Raw genomic sequence first — 18,797 nt, 5'->3', positions numbered from 1 at the left:
TGGAACTAGGACTATTTTGACTGAAGAGGGTTATAGCCAGCCCAACATGTGCAGGGGGCCCTGGCCACTAATTAGCTCTAGGAGCAGGGCCAAAAATCCCAGCATGGCCAAGCGGCCATTCCAGCGTTCGGCGGCGGTGGTCATGCCCCATTCCCACCGTTCTTGGGGATAGAGTTTCACTCGCTTACGGGAGGTATTGACCTCACTAAAGGTACAGGGAGGAGCCGCCAAGGCATCGGTGACTAAATCTGCCAGGGCCGCAATAAAGCCGGGGTAGGTATTGAGGGCAGGTACTCGCCGGAACGTTTCAATCCCCGATTCCTCTGCCAACTCACGGTATTCAATATCGATTTCTTGGAGGGTTTCGATGTGCTCAGAGATAAAGCTAATGGGAACCACCACCAAATGCTTCGCGCCGGCCGCCCCAAGTTCGATAATCACATCTTCCGTGTAGGGTTGGAGCCACTCCACCGGGCCAACGCGGCTTTGGTAGGCCAAAACATGGGGATGATCGGGCCCTAGGGCGGCCATGATCAGGGCCACGCAGGCTTCAATTTCGTCTTGGTAGGGATCCCCAGCATCGGTGACATAGCTGCGGGGGACGCCATGGGCACTAAAGAAAATGGTTGTTTCCGCTGGGCAGTGTGCCAATTCTTGGCGGATTAGCTCCACCATAGATTCCACATACCGAGGGGCATCGTACCAGGAGGGAACCAAACTATAGCGAATGGCTTGCAGTTGGGCATCCTTTTCCCAGAGGGCCTCTAACAGGCGAAAACTGGAGCCACTGGTACTAATGGAAAATTGGGGATAGAGGGGTAAGACCACCAGTTCACCAATGCCATCGGCCTTGATCTGGGCGATCGCCTCTTCGGTGAAGGGATGCCAATAGCGCATTCCCACATAAAGCTCTGCATCCACGCCACGGGACTGTAAACAGGTCTTCAGGGCAGCGGCCTGCTCTTCGGTAATGCGGCGCAGGGGAGAACCACCGCCAATTTCTTCGTAGTTTTTTTGAGACTTTCGGGCCCGACTGGTGGAAATGAACCAGGCCAGGGGTTTTTGCAGCCAGGGAAAGGGCAGACGGATAATTTCTGGGTCAGAGAAAAGATTGTAGAGAAAGGGGCGAACGTCCTCTGGCCCATCGGGCCCCCCCAAATTCAGTAGTAATACCCCTGTTGACCCCATGATTTTTACCAATACCTACAATTCTACCTACAATTCCGACGTCTGTCCCATTCTCTTTAGTCTAATGATCTAGAGCCAAAAAAAAAGATGACATCCAAGACATCCTTTTAATTATCTTCAATCATCAAATCAGAGAGCGCCTAACAAAGCATAGAACAATTTTTCCACAGTTTTGACAGCAATCCTAGATCGGACTAACTTGGTAGGGACACCATTAGCTTTTAAGCGATCGCAAACTTTGGCTATTTCCCGGACTACATCCAAGGTAGGCATATATTTTATTTCCTGATCTCAATCCGGGTAAAAACCCATTGCCATAAAGCAACCTATAGTGGCCCCCAAAAACTGGATAGGTGCTTAAGCTTTGAATCACTCGAAAAATGATAGGAGTTATTCATGAGCAAAAAACGCAGACAGTACAGTGCAGAATTCAAAGCCAAGATCGCCATAGCTGACCCTGACTGAAAAAAGTGGACAAACTCCAAGAGCTTACCAGCCTAGGGGCGGCTTTACTGGGTCATGGGTTCATCTTGAGTGGTACGCATCCGCGCCTTGGCCTTGGCGGCACTTTGTTTTAGGGCCCGCAGGCGGGATTCGTAACGTTTCCGTTTCCGCCGTCCTGGGGTTTGCTCGACGAGAACTTTGAGGGCACTGCCTAGACTTTTGTAGGCATTAGGTAGGGTATAGCCAAATCGGGTAGCGAGGGCGATCGCCTTTTCATCGGCTTCGATCGCCTGCTTGAGAATTTTTTCGCCATTATTCCGCTGATAGAGTCGCCAACCGGAAAAGCCACATAAGCCAACGGCTAATAGGAGCAATAGGCCATCCTGTACCCATAGCTCACCGACGGCTCCCCCTAAACCAATGGCCAGGGCTGCCATCTCCCAACCATCCCGAGGAATCGTATCATTTTGGATGCGGGCGACTTCGTGCCAAAACAGTAAATTTCGCTGATCCTTTGCCAGTTGATCCCAGCGGGCCAGGTCGATCTGGATCTCCACCTCGTCCTTACCAATTTCTTCGCAGGTAATTAACGCGGCATTAATCCCATTAGCCGGTTCAATAATGACCCAACTTTGTAGTTCGGGGGGCAATAGGGCTTTAAGGCGGCGCAATTCCGCTAAGTCAGCACGGGCAACGGAAGAAGCAGAGGTCATAGAACATCCTAGGAATGAATCCCCATCCTATTTTAACTTGTGGAGTTTAGTTTACCGGATTTTTCCGGACTTAGTGATAGTGAAAAGACTAAACGGGAACAGCGATCCCCACGCCAATGAGACAGCCGAGCCAAACATTTTCCCGAAAATACTGACCGTAAATCGTCGCCGGTAAATGGGGCGATCGTAGTGTTAGGGATTGTTTCAACCAAGCATAACCGGAGATGGCGAGTGCGAGGGCAAATCCGAAGCCCTGCCCTTGAATCCAACCCGTGGCGGCTAGAAAAACTAGGGTTAGACCGTAGAAACTGGCGATCGCTAGGGCAACTCGCTCCCCAAAAAAGAGGGCACTGGACTGAATCCCTAAACGTCGATCATCGGGGCGATCGGCCATGGCATAAATGGTATCAAAGGCCATTGTCCAAGCAACCACCGCAGCCCAGAGGAGCCAGGTTCCCAGTTCTAAACGGGCAGTTACCGCTGTCCAGGCAATGAGAACGGCAAAGCCCCAGGCCAGGGACAAGACCAGTTGGGGAATGGGAAAAAAACGCTTGGCTAAGGGATAACAGAGAATCACGGGCAGGGCTGCCACTGCCAAACCAAAGCTGAGGGGATTGAGGAAGAGGGCGATGCCCCCGGCACAGAGTAGTGAAATCATTAGGACGCCTATACCTACCCCCACGGATAGCCGCCGACTGGCCAAGGGCCGTTGCCGCGTTCGCTGTACATGGGGATCAATGTCCCGATCCCAGAGATCATTAATCACACACCCCGCCGCACTGGTGGCCAAACTGCCGCCAATAATGAGGCCAATTAAGGCCCATGGCGGTATCCCCTCACTGGCAAAAAACACGGCCCATAGGGCTGGAATCATTAAAATTAATCGCCCTGAGGGTTTGTGCCACCGCAATAACTTGATGATTGCCCCTGGGGTAGAGAGTGATTTTCCGGCAACGCCCATGTTTCCCCCCTAAAGTTCCTGGCAAAATTGCTCCAATAGGTCTACCAAGTCCCCCTGGACTGCCACCGGAATCAGTTCGTTTAAGGGTAATTGCCGCTGATTGCCCCCCACGGGAACCCGGATGCTGGCGAGTACCTGATCCACTTGGTCACGACTAATGGGCCCATCCACGGCGAGGGGATAAAATTCTTCGGCAAGGCGAATGTGGAGTTTTGCCTCGGCAAGATAGAGATGCCAGCGGGCCACATCAATGTAGATATTGCGGCCAATGACGTCCCCTAGGGCTTCGATGACCCGACTTTCTTGACTCATTCGGCAATTCCCCCATCGTAGTCTGCAAGGGCAAAAATATAGATCCCATGGCTGAGGATCAGCAGGAGCCATGCTCCACTAAACCAGGGCAGCCAGTGCCAATCTTTCTCTAAAAATTCTTGAAAAAACCATGCCCCAGAGTTAATTGCCGCAAAAAAGGCAACATGGAGGGCAAAGTTGATGCGATCGCCCAGACGACGGTAGGCAGGATCCCGGCGATCGGGTTTACGGGGCCAACGGGGCGGCATAGGAAAAAGTCTAACGTGCTGACAAATGGAAAATGTAACTAAATATTAATCTAGCGCACTTTGGGGATCGCTACCCAGCGTAGGATCGAGATAGCTGTTGATTTTTGGCGATCGCCATGAAAAAAATCCCGAAACATTTGCACCGGTGGTTGCCCTCGCGGTTCCTGCGTTGGGCCCTGCTGAGTGGTTTGGTTGCTGCCCTGATTCTGTGGGGACCTGGAGGGCGATCGCAATCCCCCGTGACAATTTCTTTTTTGGTGCGATCGCTAGAGGCAGATCAACTTCAGCCCCTTGTTCAGGAATTTGAGCGACAGAACCCAGATATTCGTATCAATATTGTGCGAGGACCTAATGCTAGTAATACAGTGGAGGATTTGTACACCAGTTCCTTTCTGCTGGGGGATTCGCCCTACGATTTGGTCTTTGCCGATATTGTCTGGATTCCAAAGTTTGCCGCAGCGGGTTGGCTCCAGGATCTATCGGCGTGGGTAAGTGACGAAGACTTGCAGGATTTTCTCCGGACAGATATTGAAGCGGGACAGGTGGAGAATGGCCTATATCGAATGCCCTTCCGTTCCGATGTGGGTATGTTGTATTACCGTCAGGATTTATTGGCAGACAAAGGACTCGCTCCCCCCCAAACATTTCAGGAGTTAATTGATCATTCCAAACAATTGCAGGCGCAGGGAGTGGTGGATTGGGGCTATGTCTGGCAGGGACTTCAGTATGAAGGCTTAGCAGCGGGCTTTACGGAAATTTTGCATGGCTATGGTGGCTTTTGGATTGACCCGGAAACCCGTGATGTGGGCCTAGATCAGCCTGAGGCGATCGCGGCGGTTAATTTTTTGCAGGAGGTGATCAAAACTGGGGTTTCACCGGCGGGAGTCACCAGCTATCTGGAGGAAGATACCCTGCGCTTGTTTCGCAATGGTAATGCGGCCTTTTTGCGTAATTGGCCCTATGTCTGGCCAGAAGTGAATCAACCCAATTCAGCCATTCGCGGCAAGGTGGGACTCAAACCCATGGTTCATGCCCCTGGACACACCAGTGGAGCCTGTCAAGGAGGTTGGGGGTTTGGTATGGCAGCAACGACAGCCCACCCCGATGCAGCCTGGCGGGTGATTGATTTTTTTACCAGTGAAGCCTCCCAACGCCAGTTTGTTCTAGATTATGGCTATCTTCCTAGCCGGCGATCGCTCTTTACGGATCCCCAAGTCTTGGCCAAATATGACTACTATCCCCAATTATTAGCCGTTGCGGAAACGGCTGTCCTGCGTCCCCCCATTGGTCAGTATGCTCAAGTCTCTGATATTTTGCAGCGGTATCTCAGTGCTGCCATCACCGGACAATTGAGTGCAGAGAATGCAATGCAGCAAGCCGCTGGGGAAACACGACGAGTTTTAGGCCAAGGGTCAGGGTAAACTCATCAAAATTAAAAGATTCATCAGGGGTTGAGGAAGAGATTCAAGGCTAATCGCTTCAAGATGCTAAAGTTACTCACCCCATTGTGAATACAAATTCAAGAATCATCTTCTTGAGCCGCACAGATTTGCTTGGCAATCGCCGCATGCCTTCCCATTACATCAATGGCGATGATCGCCTTCTTACAGTCCAGTTGCTCAAGGAGAACCGGAATGGCCGTTATCTCGTTAGACCCAATATTCACAGGGATTTGACCTAAAACAAGCTTGCGTTCTGCACACCAAGCACACACTAATTCGAGAAGCTTCAGTTGATACTTTCGGTCAACAATTGTCCTTTTAATTCATAAAAACTCTATTCTTTGACTTGCGCTTGACCCATTAGAAATGTCACATATTCTTCCATGTCGTTCTTAACTAAGGGAAAGACTCTTTCATAGACATTACGCAAGAAATCTAACCGTGACCAGTCATACTTAAAATCATAATAGTATCTTTTGAAATGCTGAAACCGCCTTAGTTCATCTAAAAGCTCATAGGTTTCTTGAGAAAGTACAGCTTTACGAATTCCTGGAATCTCAATATGCATTTTTCGTAATAACTCTTTATGCCATTGTTCTGAATCAAGATGATTTTCAAACAAACGAGAAATTCGCAATAAAAGCGTTTCTATGCAAGTATAAGTGTTACATAAAATGTCGGCAAGCAAAACTGCATCCCGTATATCTCGCTGATCCTTTTGACTAAAAATAGCAGCATAATTATCATAAAGTGCATTTATATCATTAAGCACTTCAAGACTTTTATTAATTTCACCAACCAAGAGCAAAATGTCTTCATTCACCATAAACAATAGTACCTTTCATTAAAATAATTTCTTGAAATGAGGGATGAATATATTCCCATTGAATTAAATCCAACGAAAAACTTGTCATATCTTCTGCCTGAGAAAAAAGTTTCATGAATATTTGTGTTTCCAAACCTTCTACAGCTAAATCAATATCCGATACTTCAGAAAAATGCTTCGGATATAAAACTGATCCCCACTGAATAATACGTTTGGGGTGATAGTTCTCAATCATCATTGTAATAATACTTTGACAGTCGGAGTAAGCTTGTTGCCATAAAGCATGCCGTTTTGCCCTTAAAGTTAAATACTTTTGCTCTAAAAAATGTCGAGAAGCCTGATAGTCAAATGTGTCCATTATCGTATCGTTGAATCTCCGAGGAAACTAGTGTTGTTCATTCAAAGTTTTCTTCAATAAAAAAGCTAAATTTTGGTCTATTTGAGAAATTATATAATGTATAGTTTTTGTATATAATTATTTCACATAAAATAAAAATTACTTTTTGTGAGTAACTTATAGGTACGGCAAAAAAAAGGCACTTAACCATCCAGTGTGATGAGACGTGGCCGTTTGTGGGCAGCAACGGTAACAAGCAATGGATTTGGCTGGCATTATGATGTCAAACAAGAGAAATTGGGGTATGTTGGTGATCGCACTTGAGAGGGTGCGAAGGGATTGTGGGATACGTTGTCAGCAGTGTATCAACTGCGCAGTTGCCTACACCGATTTTTAGTCAGCCTACGTGGGTATCTTTCCAAGGAAGCAACATCAATGTGTAGGTAAAGACGGTGGTAAAACCAGCTATATTGACTAGTCCAACTGCACCTTGCGCCAGCGAGTGTCACGTCTAGTTAGGAAAATATTATCATCCTCCAAAAAAGTAGAAAACTATCTTGGAGCAATTTGATCCTTCATGACATGATTACAATGCATCCTTATCTAGTTTGGCACTACCCTATTTTGATCTAGCCGACACTGCCTTCTAATTTCAAACTCAAGAGGCGATCGGCTTCAACCGCAAACTCCATGGGCAATTGATTAAAAACATCCCGGCAAAAACCACTGATGATCATCGAGACAGCATCCTCGGCGGAGATGCCCCGTTGACTAAAGTAAAAGAGTTGATCTTCGCCAATCTTGGAGGTAGAGGCTTCATGCTCCACTTGGGCGGTGTTGTTTTGTACCTGGATATAGGGAAACGTATTGGCTCCAGAGTTATCACCAATGAGCATGGAATCACACTGGGAGTAGTTCCGGGCCCCCTCGGCTTTTGGGCTAACTTTCACTAGACCACGGTAACTATTACGCGATCGCCCCGCCGAAATACCCTTAGAAATAATCGTGCTGCGGGTGTCTTTGCCCACATGGATCATTTTTGTACCCGTATCGGCTTGCTGGCAATTATTGGTGAGGGCCACGGAATAAAATTCCCCCACGGAGCGATCGCCCACTAGGATACAACTGGGATATTTCCAAGTAATGGCGGAGCCGGTTTCCACCTGAGTCCAGGAAATTTTTGAGTCATGGCCGCGGCACATTCCCCGCTTGGTGACAAAGTTATAGATGCCGCCCTTGCCATTTTCATCCCCGGCATACCAGTTTTGCACCGTGGAATATTTGATTTCAGCGTTATCGAGGGCTACCAATTCCACGACGGCAGCATGGAGTTGATTGGTGTCAAACATGGGCGCGGTACACCCCTCCAAATAGCTGACATAGCTCCCTTCTTCGGCAATAATTAGGGTGCGTTCAAACTGCCCCGATTCGCCATTATTAATCCGAAAATAGGTGGATAAATCCATGGGACAACGGGTGTTTTTGGGAATGTACACAAAGGAACCATCGGTAAAGACCGCTGAATTCAGGGCCGCATAGAAGTTATCCGCCACGGGAACCACACTACCCAGGTATTGTTCCACAAGGTCTGGATGGTGCTGCAAGGCCTCGGAAATCGAACAGAAGATAATCCCTTCCTTAGCCAGTTCTTCCCGAAAGGTGGTCGCCACAGAGACACTATCAAAGATGGCATCCACCGCCACATTACTCAGCCGCTTTTGTTCCGAGAGGGGAATCCCTAGTTTTTCAAAGGTTTCCAGAAGGATGGGATCCACTTCCTCCAGACTACTCAGTTTTTCTTTTTTCTTGGGGGCAGAGTAATAAACGATATTTTGGTAGTCAATAGGGGGATAGTCTACATTGGGCCAGGTGGGTTCGGTCATTTTTAACCACTGGCGATAGGCCCGCAGCCGAAAGTCCAGCATAAACTCTGGCTCATTCTTTTTGGCAGAGATCAGGCGAATCACGTCTTCACTGAGACCACGGGGAATGCTTTCAGATTCGATCTCCGTGATAAAGCCGTACTTATAGGGCTGATTAACGAGGGACTGCACCGTTGCGGACATGTAGTGTTCTCGACTTTCGTAAGGGACAGGCTGGGCCTAGGCTATAGTATATTAAACAACAAGCAAGTTGTTTAAGTCTCACTGATAGTTTAACAACACTCATGTTGTTTTAGTCAAGTCACTGCCTTGCATGCCTAGCATCTGTATAGCTGTATCTGTCACCCTGGCGTGAATATCGTGAATACCACATCCTCTACGAAGCAAGATATTCTCCATTGCCTACTCAAGCAGGGGCGATCGCCGGCCCAGGATATTGCTGAAATTTTGGGAATTAGCCCCCAAGCGGTGCGGCGACATCTCAAAGATTTAGAAGAAGAACACCTCATTGAGTACGAGACCACCCAAATGGGCGTGGGCCGGCCCCAACTCCTCTATCGGGTGAGTCCGTCGGGTCGAGAGCAGTTACGCCATCTCCAACAATTACAGGAAGGGGCTACCCCCAATGGCTTTGCGGTAGAATTACTGGGAGCGGTGGCCGCCACCGTTAGCCCAGAGCAGATGCAGGATATTCTCCAAAAGGCATGGCAACAAAAGGCCCTAGATTATCGTAAGCAACTGGGCAATGGCCCCCTGGGCGATCGCCTTGCCCAACTGGTGAAACTACGCTACGCCGAAGGTTACATGGCAGAATACTATCCCGTCACCGATGCCGAGAACCCAAATGCTTACCTATTTACAGAATATAACTGTGCCATTTCCAGCGTAGCCCAAACCTTTCCGACAATCTGTGAGCATGAACTTGAAATGTTTGCCATTGCCTTAGAACATTGCCAGGTGAAGCGAACCCACTGGATGGTGGATGGGGAACATCGCTGTGGCTATTTAATTTCACCCATTAATTAATTTACATGGTTTGGATTGCTGATATTAAATTGCTGATATTTAATCTTGTATTAACCTTGCTAACTGCCCCCGACCCACTACCGCCACAACTGCTACTAGACAAACCTACTCGCCCCCCAAATATTTTCTAAGGTCTAGAATTGATTATGTTGATCATGGGGAAATTGGAAACTGTTTACCCTCACCTATCGTCAAAATGGTCAAGAATCTTTAGGGAACAAACCATGTTAGCTACATTAGTTGCTACTCAAGTTGTCCTTGCCAGTCAAATTGCCCCCGGTGTCCATTATTCCCAGCATTCCATTCAAGGAACCGCTGTATACTTCGTTGCAGCCCAAATGGATCAGGTGAATGTTGTCATGACTTCGCCCAATAGCAGTGGCACCGATACCTATTTAGAAACAACGGAATCCTTTGCCCGGCGGAATAATACCCTGGCAGCAATTAATACCAACTTCTATCAATGGATTCAACCGGGACAAGTGAATGGCTTTAATGACTACCAGCGGTGGATCAGAGGAACCTTGGATATTCGTATTCCCTATGCAGATCTCCGCCAAACCTGCCTCACGGGCCAGGGAACCATTCCCTCAATGGTTGAAGGAGCATATTTTGTCAATGGTCAACAGGTGCGGCCCCATCGCCAAGATTTTGGGGCGATTGTGAACTTTCCCGCCCAAGGGGGCATGGAATTTTACCAAGGTGAATTGCCTTCGGCTCCCCACCATGTGATTGCGGGTCAGCGTCATCTCATCCTGAATGGCCAACCCCAACACGCGGATGCAGATAATCATCCAAAAACGATTGTGGGGCGGCGGCAGAACGAGTATGTTTTTCTGGTGGCGGATGGTCGGGGTAACAATGGTTCCCCAGGGGTGTCCTTTGCCCAGTTACAACAGTTTCTTCTTGACCGGGGTGTGACCGATGCCACGGCCCTTGATGGTGGGGACTCCTCTACCTTGGTCGTCCATGGAGATGTGAAGAACTATCCCCAGGATACCCATTGTGCCTTTGCCCGTTTAATTCCCTCAGGCATTGGTAATTTTGCTATGACCATGGGTCGCCAAGCCCTAGGTTCTGCTTTAAGTAGCCAGCGATCGCTGCGACCAACGGGGGCTAATTTGGGATTAGTGCCGCGATCCCCATCGGTATCCTCTTCCCTCTCTTCTAACTTTTCCCTCTCCTCGACCTTTGTCGCTGAACCCATCGATTTTCCAGTCCAAGCAACGCCCCCGAAGGCTCCCAACTGGATGCGTCAAACATGGCATCGCACTCGCTCTCGAATTCAAGCCATTACGGGCTGGGGCAGGAGTTATCCCTCTTAGGTTTGATTGGAAAAGATGGCTATGGGAAAAAATCGGGGTAAATGATCTCCCTTGCACCTAGCCGCAGTATACATTTCGTAATGCCCCCGTAATCCGCTACACTGACGGCCATCATCTAGAAGCAAAATGTCTTATGAGTCGGCCAGCTTGGTTAGAACTGGTTAAGCAAATGGGGCCCCAGGGCCTCAGCCTGAATGGTACAGAAATTCGTATTGGTCGGGCATCGGATAATACCCTCGTCCTCAATGATGTTTCTGTATCCCGTTACCACGCCCGCATTGAGTGGATTCAGAGTCATTACTGCATCACTGACTTGGGTAGTAACAATGGTACTCGCCTCAATAACCAAAAGCTAGCGGCCAATATTCCTACGCCTTTGGAAGATGGAGACCTCCTTAGTTTAGGGGACTCGGCTCTCCGGTTTCGGCTGGAATGGACTAGTTCCGGCGAAACGAATCTGGTTCTCCGGGGCGATCGCCTGCCGGTGATTCAAGTCCGCACTTCGACGTGGTATCAAGACTGGGGACTCCTGGACACCACATCCCTTTTAGGCAGCAATACAGCCTGTGACATTGTTCTCGATGAACCGGATATTGCCCTGTGTCATTTACGGATCATGGATCAGGGCGATCGCCTGACGTTGGTTGACTTAGCCCATCCTGAGATGGCGGAAGCTAGGGAATTACAAATTGGCGATCGCTACGACTTGTCAGACCAAATTAGCTTGACATTTCTCGGATTTGAATATCCAGAAAGTATTCAGAACCAACGTCAGCCCGTCCGCATGGTGCCCGGTACCCAAGTTGGTAATGTCAGCACCGAAACAATTTTAGGCATTCCCGAGCCTGAATCCAGCGATTTCTCTGTTCCCGTCAATACCATTTCCCTGATTGGGCGAGTCACCCTCACCATTGGTCGAGATCCCAATAATGACCTAGTAATTGAACATCCCACCGTATCCCGGGCCCATGCCCAGATTAACCGCCGGGACGGAGAGTTTATTCTCATTGACCTCGGCTCTAGTAACGGCACCTTTGTTAACGGCAAGGAAGTGATTGATGCCACCCTCCTGCGGGTGGGAGACAGCATTCGGGTCGGTTGCGATCGCCTAGTTCTAAATATTGACGAAACCCTCACCCAGTACGCTGAATCAGGAAATCTGCGCCTAGATGCCCTCAACCTCAGCAAAGTAGTGGGTAAAGGAACTTGCATTCTCCATGATGTTTCTTTGTCAATTTTGCCCCAGGAATTTGTGGCGATTTTGGGCCCCAGTGGCAGTGGTAAATCAACCCTCTTGGATACCCTGAATGGCTTACGGCCCGCCACCAGTGGTTCGGTCTTAGTGAATGGAACGAATTTTTATCGTAACTACCAAGCCTTTCAAACCCAACTGGGCTATGTTCCCCAGAAAAATATCATCCACGAAGAACTCACCATTAGCCAAGCCCTAGAATACGCCGCCCTGCTGCGAATGCCCCCAGATACCACAGGCAAAGAACGGCAAGAACGGGTCAAAGCAGTGTTAAGTGAATTGGGCCTTTCCCATCGCCGCGACATACCCATTTCCCGTTTGAGCGGTGGCCAGCAACGACGGGTCTGTATTGGTGCGGAACTCCTGACCCAGCCGAGTCTGTTTTTCCTAGATGAAGCCACCTCCGGTTTAGACCCTGGCACAGAGGCAGACATGATGTACCTGCTGCGGCAATTAGCCGATCAGGGCCGTACCATCTTGATCATTACCCATGCTACCCAAAACATTCGTGAATGTAATCTGGTGATTTACATGGCCGAGGGCGGGCGATTAGCCTATTTTGGCCCGCCAGAGCAAATGCTGGACTATTTTCGTCATACCTTTGCTACCCAATTCCGGGGCATTAAACTAGATGATTTTTCGGGAATTTACCGCGCCCTGGACAAAGAGAAAAACCCCAATGCCCCCAGCCCCCACGACCTAGAGCAGGCCTATCGGCAATCCCAGTTGTACCAAGAATATGTGATTGGCCGACAACGGGTACTCAGTAGCCGTCCCCCAGAAGAAAACACCCGCCGCCAGCGATCGCGGCCCAAACCCGATGAACGGAAAGCCCGCATTTCCGCCTGGCAGCAATTTATTATTCTTACTCAGCGAAATATTGCCATTCTCGCCCAGGATCGCAGTAACTTACTCCTGACTCTGCTGATCGCCCCGTTGCTGGGAATGTTGAGTTTCGTCTCCTGGAAACGGGATGTGTTTGACCCGTTGACTGGTAATGCGGGCCAGGCCTTAACGATGATTTTTGTCACGACTCTGATTGCGGTGATGATCGGCGCAATGACAACAATGCGGGATTTGGTCAAGGAGGTGGAAATCTATCGCCGGGAACGGATGATTGGCCTACAGATATTGCCCTATATCTCCTCCAAGGTGGCGATCGCCCTGATGCTGTCCCTGTATCAAGGGGCCACCTACCTACTCGTCACCAAACTAGCGGTGAATATTCCCGGGGATTGGTCAATCACCTTTGAGATGTACATCACCCTTGCCCTGGCCATTTTTGGCGGGATGATCATGGGGTTAGTGGTCTCTGCCTTTGCCCCCAGTCAAAACATTGTTCCCCTACTTATTTTGATGTGTCTCGTCCCCCAAATTATTTTCAGTGGTGGCATTCAACCCGTGGACTCCTTGGGTTTACCCGGCAAAATCATTAACCACATGACCGTGATTAAATGGCCCTTTGAATCCATGGTCACCCTCACCGGACTGGGCCAAGATGTTGCCCGAGATCCCTGCTGGCAAACTCTGACCGCCGAACAACGGGATGCCCTCAGCGAAGAACAACAGCGACAAGAGTGCCTCTGCTACGGCCCAGGACTCTTTGAAACCTGCAACTTTCCAGGAATTCAGGCGAAGTACGATCCCGCAGTCAATGAGCCGGAGCCAGTCAAACCCACATCTCCAGGGGATCCGCCGGAGGATCCCTTTGAACTGGAAGACTACCAAGCACGGGTCGAGCAATATCAAGCGGATATGGAGACCTGGCAAGACACCTACCTAGAGTGGAATCGGCAACGGAGTCGGGCCATCAACGAGGCGGAAGGCACCATTAGTCGCTTTAACAAAGATCAGGGTTATATGTTTAATGTCAATGTTCAGCGGCACTGGCGCAATCAAGGCATCCTGATTCTAGTGATGCTCATCGCCCTTCCCTTCCTACAAAAACGGCGCGACTTTAGCTCCTAGACCAAAAATTTAGCAGTTAAATCAACAAGGTGTAAATTGAGCGGCAATTTCCTGGTAGGATGACCAAGGATTAACGAGTTTTGGGAGTAGCTATGGACGTGGGGCAAAAAGTGCGCGTCTGCCGGATTCGCGATCGCGTCGCCCAGGATGTGATCAAAAAACTAGGGAAAGTCGGAGAAATCAAGGGCTACAAAATGACCGATGGCAGTGCGATCGGTTTAGTCGTCACCTTTGATGATCAATCTAGTACCTGGTTTTTTGAAGACGAAATAGAATTGGTGAGCTAAGGGCTGAACTTCCCCTGTCCCATTAGTGGTAACTTGAAAAAAGTGGTGCTTTTGTAAGCATGGCTCTTAAAACTTCTCTCCAGACATAACCAAGACGGTAAGGCATAGTCGATGGTCACAACAGCAGAACGAACCAATGTTGGTATGATTACCCAGGTCATCGGCCCTGTGGTCGATATTGAATTTCCGGGTGGAAAACTACCGCAGATCTATAATGCCCTGCGGATTGAAGGCAAAAGTGAATCCGGGCTAGATGTCCGCGTTACCTGCGAAGTTCAACAGCTTTTGGGCGATAACCGCGTCCGGGCCGTTGCCATGAGCAGCACCGATGGCCTAGTGCGTGGAATGGAAGTAATTGATACGGGGGCGGCCATCTCTGTTCCCGTCGGCACGGCAACCCTAGGGCGGATATTTAACGTTCTTGGTGAACCCGTAGACGAAAAAGGGCCCGTCAATACCAGTGATTCTCTACCGATTCACCGTGCGGCTCCCGCCTTTACCGAACTCGAAACCAAGCCCTCAGTCTTTGAAACGGGCATTAAGGTGATTGACCTCCTCACCCCCTATCGTCGGGGCGGTAAGATCGGCCTCTTTGGTGGGGCAGGTGTGGGCAAAACGGTGATCATGATGGAATTGATCAATAATATTGCCACTCAACACGGTGGGGTGTCTGTCTTTGGTGGTGTGGGCGAACGCACCCGGGAAGGCAATGACCTCTACAACGAAATGATTGAATCCAATGTGATCAACAAGGATGACCCCGAAAAATCTAAGATCGCCCTTGTCTATGGCCAGATGAACGAACCTCCTGGGGCACGGATGCGGGTTGGTCTGTCAGCCTTGACCATGGCAGAGTACTTCCGTGATATTAATAAGCAGGATGTGCTGCTGTTCGTGGATAATATCTTCCGGTTTGTCCAAGCTGGCTCAGAAGTATCGGCTCTCTTGGGACGGATGCCCTCGGCAGTGGGGTATCAGCCCACCCTAGGGACGGATATGGGGGCGTTGCAAGAGCGGATCACCTCGACGACTGAGGGGTCAATTACATCGATTCAGGCGGTGTATGTGCCTGCGGATGACTTGACTGACCCGGCCCCTGCTACCACGTTTGCCCACTTAGATGGGACAACCGTACTCTCCCGTGGGTTGGCGGCGAAGGGCATTTATCCAGCGGTGGATCCCCTCGATTCCAGTTCGACGATGCTGCAACCGGGCATTGTCAGTGATGAGCATTACCAAACGGCGCGGGCGGTTCAATCCACCCTACAACGCTATAAGGAATTGCAAGATATTATTGCCATTCTTGGACTAGATGAGCTTTCAGAAGACGATCGCCTGGTCGTGGCGCGGGCCCGTAAGGTTGAACGCTTCCTCTCCCAACCCTTCTTTGTGGCAGAGGTCTTTACCGGCTCACCGGGTAAATATGTCACCTTAGCCGATACGATTAAGGGCTTCCAAATGATTCTCAATGGAGAATTGGATGATCTGCCGGAGCAAGCCTTCTATTTGGTAGGCAATATTGAAGAAGCCAAGGCCAAGGCCGAGAAACTCAAGGCCTAGGGGCCAGCGTTAACTCGGTTTGTCGGGTGGGGAAACCCACCCTTGGGTTCTTTATCGAAATTTGGGAGGTTGTTATGGTTATGGCTGTGCGGGTCATTGCCCCGGATAAAACGGTTTGGGATTCCCCCGCCGAAGAAGTTATTTTGCCCAGTACCACGGGACAGTTGGGCGTTTTGTCTAATCATGCTCCCTTGATCACGGCCCTAGAAACAGGGGTGATGCGGGTACGGGAAGACCGAAATTGGGTAGCGATCGCCCTGATGGGGGGATTTGCTGAAGTTGAGAATAATGAAGTCACCGTATTAGTGAACGGGGCGGAGCGGGGCGATCTCATTGATCGAGAAGAGGCCAAAGCGGCCTTTAGTGAGGCCCAAGCAAAACTTGCCCAAGCGGAGCAGGGTGATTCAAAGCAAGCCCAAATCCAAGCATCCCAAGCCTATCGCCGCGCCCGGGCCCGCCTACAGGCGGCGGGTGGGGTTGTGGAAATTTAATTTTATATAATCAATTACTATTGCTGTAAAGGCTGATTGCCCGCTCCAGTCGCGGTATATCCCACCGTCGTTGATGCAGGATCAGCCAGGTTTCGATTAAATCTGGGCCGTGGATGGCTCCCGTCAGGGCGGCCCGCAGGGTTCTCATGGTTAAGCCTTTTTTGACACCCACTGCTTTGGTGGCGTGATTAATTAGACTCTTTGCCGTCTCTGGGGTCAATTGTCCCTCGGACTGCCGTCCGTGGAGAAGTTGGGTCAAGACCTCATCACTGCCCGATTGATTCAACTGGGAGATCGCCTCCCCATCCATGGACGGTGGCTCATTAAAAAATAACCGTCCCTGGGCAATGGCATCGGTCAATTTGACTAAACTGGGTTGCAGGAGGGCCGTTAAGGATTCTAGCCAGGGGCGATCGCCCGTTGGGTCAAAATCATAGCCTGCACCCTGCCAAACCCGGATGAGATGATCAAGCAATTGGGGTAGGGGCATCTGGTGAAGATACTGGCTATTTAACCAATTCAATTTATCCCAGTCAAACTTGGCTCCTGCCTTATTGACCCGATCAAAGGAAAATACTGCTGCCGCTGCGGACAGGTTAAAGATTTCCGATAGCTCCTCCGGGGGAGACCATCCCAATAGGGTCATATAGTTAGTCAGAGCCTCTGCTAAATAGCCCATCTCCTGAAAATCGGAAATGGATGTAACCCCATCCCGTTTGGAAAGTTTTTGACCACTCGTATTCAAAATCAGGGGCGTATGGCCGAAATTGGGAAGGGGTGCCCCTAGGGCCTCATAGAGCAAAATTTGTTTCGGTGTATTGCCAATGTGATCCTCACCCCGAATGACATCGGTAATGCCCATGGCAATGTCATCCACGACCACAACTAAGTTATATAGTGGAATGCCAATGGTTCCCCGAGGCGCAGCCCGACTAATTACCATGTCTCCACCTAGGTCAGCCCCTTTCCAGGTCACGGTTCCCCGCACGAGATCTGTCCATTGAATTTGCCGATCGTCTTCGATTTTGAACCGGATCACCGGCTCCCGACCCTCCGCATCAAAGGCGGACTGCTGCTCTGGGGTTAAATTGCGGTGGCGGTTGTCGTAGCGGGGGGCCTGACCCTTGGCTTTTTGGCGGGCCCGCAGGTCATCGAGTTCTGCGGGAGTGCAGTAGCAATAGTAGGCTAAACCAGCATCTAGGAGGGTTTGCACTGCTGCTTCGTAATGCTCTAGACGTTGGGTTTGAAAGAAGGGGCCCTCATCCCAATCTAATCCAAGCCACTTTAGTCCAGAGATAATATTTTCGGTATAGTCTGATCGCGATCGCTCCTGATCCGTATCTTCAATGCGGAGGATAAACGTTCCTTGATGATGTCGTCCATACAGCCAATTAAAAACGGCTGTGCGGGCGGTACCAATATGTAAGTTACCCGTTGGACTTGGAGCAATGCGGACACGAACGGTCAAAGGATCATCACCTCTAGAAAATATTGCAGAAAAAGTATGAAAATTTACCGAGAAACCCCTTACCTATCCTATCAGGGCAAGAAGGATAGCCCCACAAACGTACCCTAATTCTCGTCATGGGCATGGTAGGAACTCCGCACTAGGGGCCCCGATCTCACCCGTTCAAACCCCATTTCTTTGGCAATGTTCCCCAGGCGAACAAATTCATCGGGATGCCAATATTTTTGTACGGGTAAATGGGCTAGGGATGGCCGCAGGTATTGTCCCAATGTCAGGCGATCGCAGCCCACGGAGCGTAAATCCGCCAAGGCTTGAATGATCTCCGTCTCCGTCTCCCCCAACCCCAACATCAAACCGGATTTAGTGGGAATCGCAGCATTTATTTTCTTCGCCAGAGCTAAAACCTGTAACGATGACCCATAGGTTGCTCCCCGCCGCACCACCCCTTGGAGTCGGGCAACGGTTTCTAGATTGTGGTTATAGCAGGCTGGCCCCGCCGCCACAATCATTGCTACACAATCCCGTTGACTTAAACCGCGGCCGTTTTTATCCATCCGAAAATCAGGGGTTAGTACCTCAATGCCTAGGGTCGGATCAAGGCGATGCAGAGCATTCATCGTAGCCACAAATTGTCCGGCCCCCTGATCGGGCAAATCATCCCGAGCAACGGCCGTTAACACCACATAGCGGAGGCCAAGGGCCTGGACAGCAGCGGTAATTTTTTCTGACTCCTGGGGATCAATTCCGTGGGGAGCCTGTCCCTTCTCCACTTGGCAAAAGGCACAGGAGCGGGTACATACCGGGCCCATCAGTAGAAACGTGGCTGTTTTCTGGCCATAGCACTCCCCTCGATTGGGGCAACGGCCCTCTTCACAGATGGTGTGGATTTGGTATTGGCGTAGGAGTCGCTGTACCGTAGAAATCTCAGTGGCCTTGCCTAGGGGCTGATGTAACCACGGCGGTAGTCGTTCAATGGTGGGTTGACTCAAGCTTTGATAGTCCCCTTAACATCAACGAGTCGACAGCAGTATTAGGAGTAGTATAAAAAATAGAAACGGGCTAAATT

At 49.9% G+C, this 18,797-nt stretch carries 18 protein-coding genes; 7 read left to right on the top strand and 11 right to left on the bottom strand.

Annotated features, from left to right (window positions below; translation table 11 throughout):
- Positions 1 to 30: 30 nt before the first annotated feature.
- The 5 genes from hemH to L3556_RS02215 all read right to left on the bottom strand — a co-directional run bounded on the left by hemH (position 31) and on the right by L3556_RS02215 (position 3,866).
- Positions 31 to 1,188: a ferrochelatase gene (gene hemH / locus L3556_RS02235; protein WP_277865675.1), complete on the bottom strand. Its 1,158-nt coding sequence runs from the start codon at positions 1,186 to 1,188 to the stop codon at positions 31 to 33.
- A gap of 509 nt (positions 1,189 to 1,697) precedes the next feature.
- Positions 1,698 to 2,345 (bottom strand): DUF3318 domain-containing protein, encoded by a 648-nt coding sequence (locus tag L3556_RS02230; RefSeq protein WP_277865674.1) that lies wholly within the window; start codon positions 2,343 to 2,345, stop codon positions 1,698 to 1,700.
- Between the two features lie 88 nt (positions 2,346 to 2,433).
- Positions 2,434 to 3,306, bottom strand: a complete 873-nt coding sequence (locus L3556_RS02225; RefSeq protein ID WP_277865673.1) for a 4-hydroxybenzoate solanesyltransferase — start codon at positions 3,304 to 3,306, stop codon at positions 2,434 to 2,436.
- A gap of 9 nt (positions 3,307 to 3,315) precedes the next feature.
- Positions 3,316 to 3,618, bottom strand: a complete 303-nt coding sequence (locus tag L3556_RS02220; RefSeq protein WP_277865672.1) for a DUF3181 family protein — start codon at positions 3,616 to 3,618, stop codon at positions 3,316 to 3,318.
- Positions 3,615 to 3,866, bottom strand: a complete 252-nt coding sequence (locus tag L3556_RS02215) for a hypothetical protein (protein ID WP_277865671.1) — start codon at positions 3,864 to 3,866, stop codon at positions 3,615 to 3,617. The genes L3556_RS02220 and L3556_RS02215 overlap by 4 nt, the downstream gene beginning before the upstream one ends.
- A gap of 116 nt (positions 3,867 to 3,982) precedes the next feature.
- Here L3556_RS02215 and L3556_RS02210 point away from each other — a divergent pair, with 116 nt between their 5' ends.
- Positions 3,983 to 5,287: an ABC transporter substrate-binding protein gene (locus L3556_RS02210; protein ID WP_277865670.1), complete on the top strand. Its 1,305-nt coding sequence runs from the start codon at positions 3,983 to 3,985 to the stop codon at positions 5,285 to 5,287.
- A 98-nt stretch (positions 5,288 to 5,385) separates the two neighbouring features.
- Here the strand turns inward: L3556_RS02210 and L3556_RS02205 are convergent, their stop codons facing one another.
- The 4 genes from L3556_RS02205 to sufB all read right to left on the bottom strand — a co-directional run bounded on the left by L3556_RS02205 (position 5,386) and on the right by sufB (position 8,537).
- Entirely contained in the window at positions 5,386 to 5,532 is a 147-nt protein-coding gene (locus L3556_RS02205; protein WP_277865669.1) for a hypothetical protein, read from the bottom strand.
- 110 nt (positions 5,533 to 5,642) lie between these two features.
- Positions 5,643 to 6,134 carry a ribonuclease toxin HepT-like protein gene (locus L3556_RS02200; protein ID WP_277865668.1) on the bottom strand — a complete coding sequence of 164 codons (492 nt, stop codon included), beginning with the start codon at positions 6,132 to 6,134 and terminating at the stop codon, positions 5,643 to 5,645.
- Positions 6,124 to 6,492 (bottom strand): nucleotidyltransferase family protein, encoded by a 369-nt coding sequence (locus tag L3556_RS02195; RefSeq protein WP_277865667.1) that lies wholly within the window; start codon positions 6,490 to 6,492, stop codon positions 6,124 to 6,126. Before L3556_RS02195 ends, L3556_RS02200 begins: the two co-directional genes overlap by 11 nt.
- 608 nt (positions 6,493 to 7,100) lie before the next feature.
- Positions 7,101 to 8,537 (bottom strand): Fe-S cluster assembly protein SufB, encoded by a 1,437-nt coding sequence (gene sufB / locus L3556_RS02190; protein WP_277865666.1) that lies wholly within the window; start codon positions 8,535 to 8,537, stop codon positions 7,101 to 7,103.
- 177 nt (positions 8,538 to 8,714) lie between these two features.
- Between sufB and sufR the strand changes: the two genes are divergently transcribed.
- The 6 genes from sufR (at position 8,715) to atpC (ending at position 16,263) form a co-directional block, all read left to right on the top strand.
- Positions 8,715 to 9,380, top strand: a complete 666-nt coding sequence (sufR, locus tag L3556_RS02185; protein WP_277865665.1) for an iron-sulfur cluster biosynthesis transcriptional regulator SufR — start codon at positions 8,715 to 8,717, stop codon at positions 9,378 to 9,380.
- Between the two features lie 224 nt (positions 9,381 to 9,604).
- On the top strand, positions 9,605 to 10,705 hold the full coding sequence (locus tag L3556_RS02180) for a phosphodiester glycosidase family protein (protein WP_277865664.1): 1,101 nt from the start codon (positions 9,605 to 9,607) through the stop codon (positions 10,703 to 10,705).
- 133 nt (positions 10,706 to 10,838) lie between these two features.
- Positions 10,839 to 13,925, top strand: a complete 3,087-nt coding sequence (locus L3556_RS02175) for an FHA domain-containing protein (RefSeq protein WP_277865663.1) — start codon at positions 10,839 to 10,841, stop codon at positions 13,923 to 13,925.
- Positions 13,926 to 14,017: 92 nt separating this feature from the next.
- Positions 14,018 to 14,212, top strand: coding sequence for a cytochrome b6f subunit PetP (gene petP / locus L3556_RS02170; RefSeq protein ID WP_277865662.1), 195 nt, complete (start codon positions 14,018 to 14,020; stop codon positions 14,210 to 14,212).
- A 111-nt stretch (positions 14,213 to 14,323) separates the two neighbouring features.
- On the top strand, positions 14,324 to 15,772 hold the full coding sequence (gene atpD, locus L3556_RS02165; protein ID WP_277865661.1) for a F0F1 ATP synthase subunit beta: 1,449 nt from the start codon (positions 14,324 to 14,326) through the stop codon (positions 15,770 to 15,772).
- Positions 15,773 to 15,846: 74 nt separating this feature from the next.
- Positions 15,847 to 16,263, top strand: coding sequence for an ATP synthase F1 subunit epsilon (atpC, locus tag L3556_RS02160; protein ID WP_277865660.1), 417 nt, complete (start codon positions 15,847 to 15,849; stop codon positions 16,261 to 16,263).
- A 10-nt stretch (positions 16,264 to 16,273) separates the two neighbouring features.
- Here atpC and gltX read toward each other — a convergent pair whose 3' ends face one another.
- Both gltX and lipA read right to left on the bottom strand, forming a co-directional pair.
- Positions 16,274 to 17,731: a glutamate--tRNA ligase gene (gene gltX / locus L3556_RS02155; protein ID WP_277865659.1), complete on the bottom strand. Its 1,458-nt coding sequence runs from the start codon at positions 17,729 to 17,731 to the stop codon at positions 16,274 to 16,276.
- A 104-nt stretch (positions 17,732 to 17,835) separates the two neighbouring features.
- A complete protein-coding gene (gene lipA, locus L3556_RS02150) occupies positions 17,836 to 18,720 on the bottom strand; it encodes a lipoyl synthase (protein ID WP_277865658.1) in 885 nt (294 codons plus the stop codon).
- Positions 18,721 to 18,797: the final 77 nt, after the last annotated feature.

This window comes from Candidatus Synechococcus calcipolaris G9, from assembly GCF_029582805.1.
GTDB classification, from domain to species: domain Bacteria; phylum Cyanobacteriota; class Cyanobacteriia; order Thermosynechococcales; family Thermosynechococcaceae; genus Synechococcus_F; species Synechococcus_F calcipolaris.
The sequence above is the reverse complement of the archived record's forward strand: the minus strand, read 5'-3'. Positions and strand labels throughout refer to the sequence as shown.

Coding starts and splice junctions, on each gene's coding strand:
- petP (WP_277865662.1), top strand. CDS start 14,018: ATGGACGTGGGGCAAAAAGTGCGCGTCTGCCGGATTCGCGATCGCGTC.
- L3556_RS02210 (WP_277865670.1), top strand. CDS start 3,983: ATGAAAAAAATCCCGAAACATTTGCACCGGTGGTTGCCCTCGCGGTTC.
- L3556_RS02175 (WP_277865663.1), top strand. CDS start 10,839: ATGAGTCGGCCAGCTTGGTTAGAACTGGTTAAGCAAATGGGGCCCCAG.
- L3556_RS02220 (WP_277865672.1), bottom strand. CDS start 3,618: ATGAGTCAAGAAAGTCGGGTCATCGAAGCCCTAGGGGACGTCATTGGC.
- atpD (WP_277865661.1), top strand. CDS start 14,324: ATGGTCACAACAGCAGAACGAACCAATGTTGGTATGATTACCCAGGTC.
- L3556_RS02225 (WP_277865673.1), bottom strand. CDS start 3,306: ATGGGCGTTGCCGGAAAATCACTCTCTACCCCAGGGGCAATCATCAAG.
- L3556_RS02230 (WP_277865674.1), bottom strand. CDS start 2,345: ATGACCTCTGCTTCTTCCGTTGCCCGTGCTGACTTAGCGGAATTGCGC.
- L3556_RS02180 (WP_277865664.1), top strand. CDS start 9,605: ATGTTAGCTACATTAGTTGCTACTCAAGTTGTCCTTGCCAGTCAAATT.
- sufB (WP_277865666.1), bottom strand. CDS start 8,537: ATGTCCGCAACGGTGCAGTCCCTCGTTAATCAGCCCTATAAGTACGGC.
- L3556_RS02215 (WP_277865671.1), bottom strand. CDS start 3,866: ATGCCGCCCCGTTGGCCCCGTAAACCCGATCGCCGGGATCCTGCCTAC.
- hemH (WP_277865675.1), bottom strand. CDS start 1,188: ATGGGGTCAACAGGGGTATTACTACTGAATTTGGGGGGGCCCGATGGG.
- L3556_RS02195 (WP_277865667.1), bottom strand. CDS start 6,492: ATGGACACATTTGACTATCAGGCTTCTCGACATTTTTTAGAGCAAAAG.
- L3556_RS02200 (WP_277865668.1), bottom strand. CDS start 6,134: ATGGTGAATGAAGACATTTTGCTCTTGGTTGGTGAAATTAATAAAAGT.
- atpC (WP_277865660.1), top strand. CDS start 15,847: ATGGTTATGGCTGTGCGGGTCATTGCCCCGGATAAAACGGTTTGGGAT.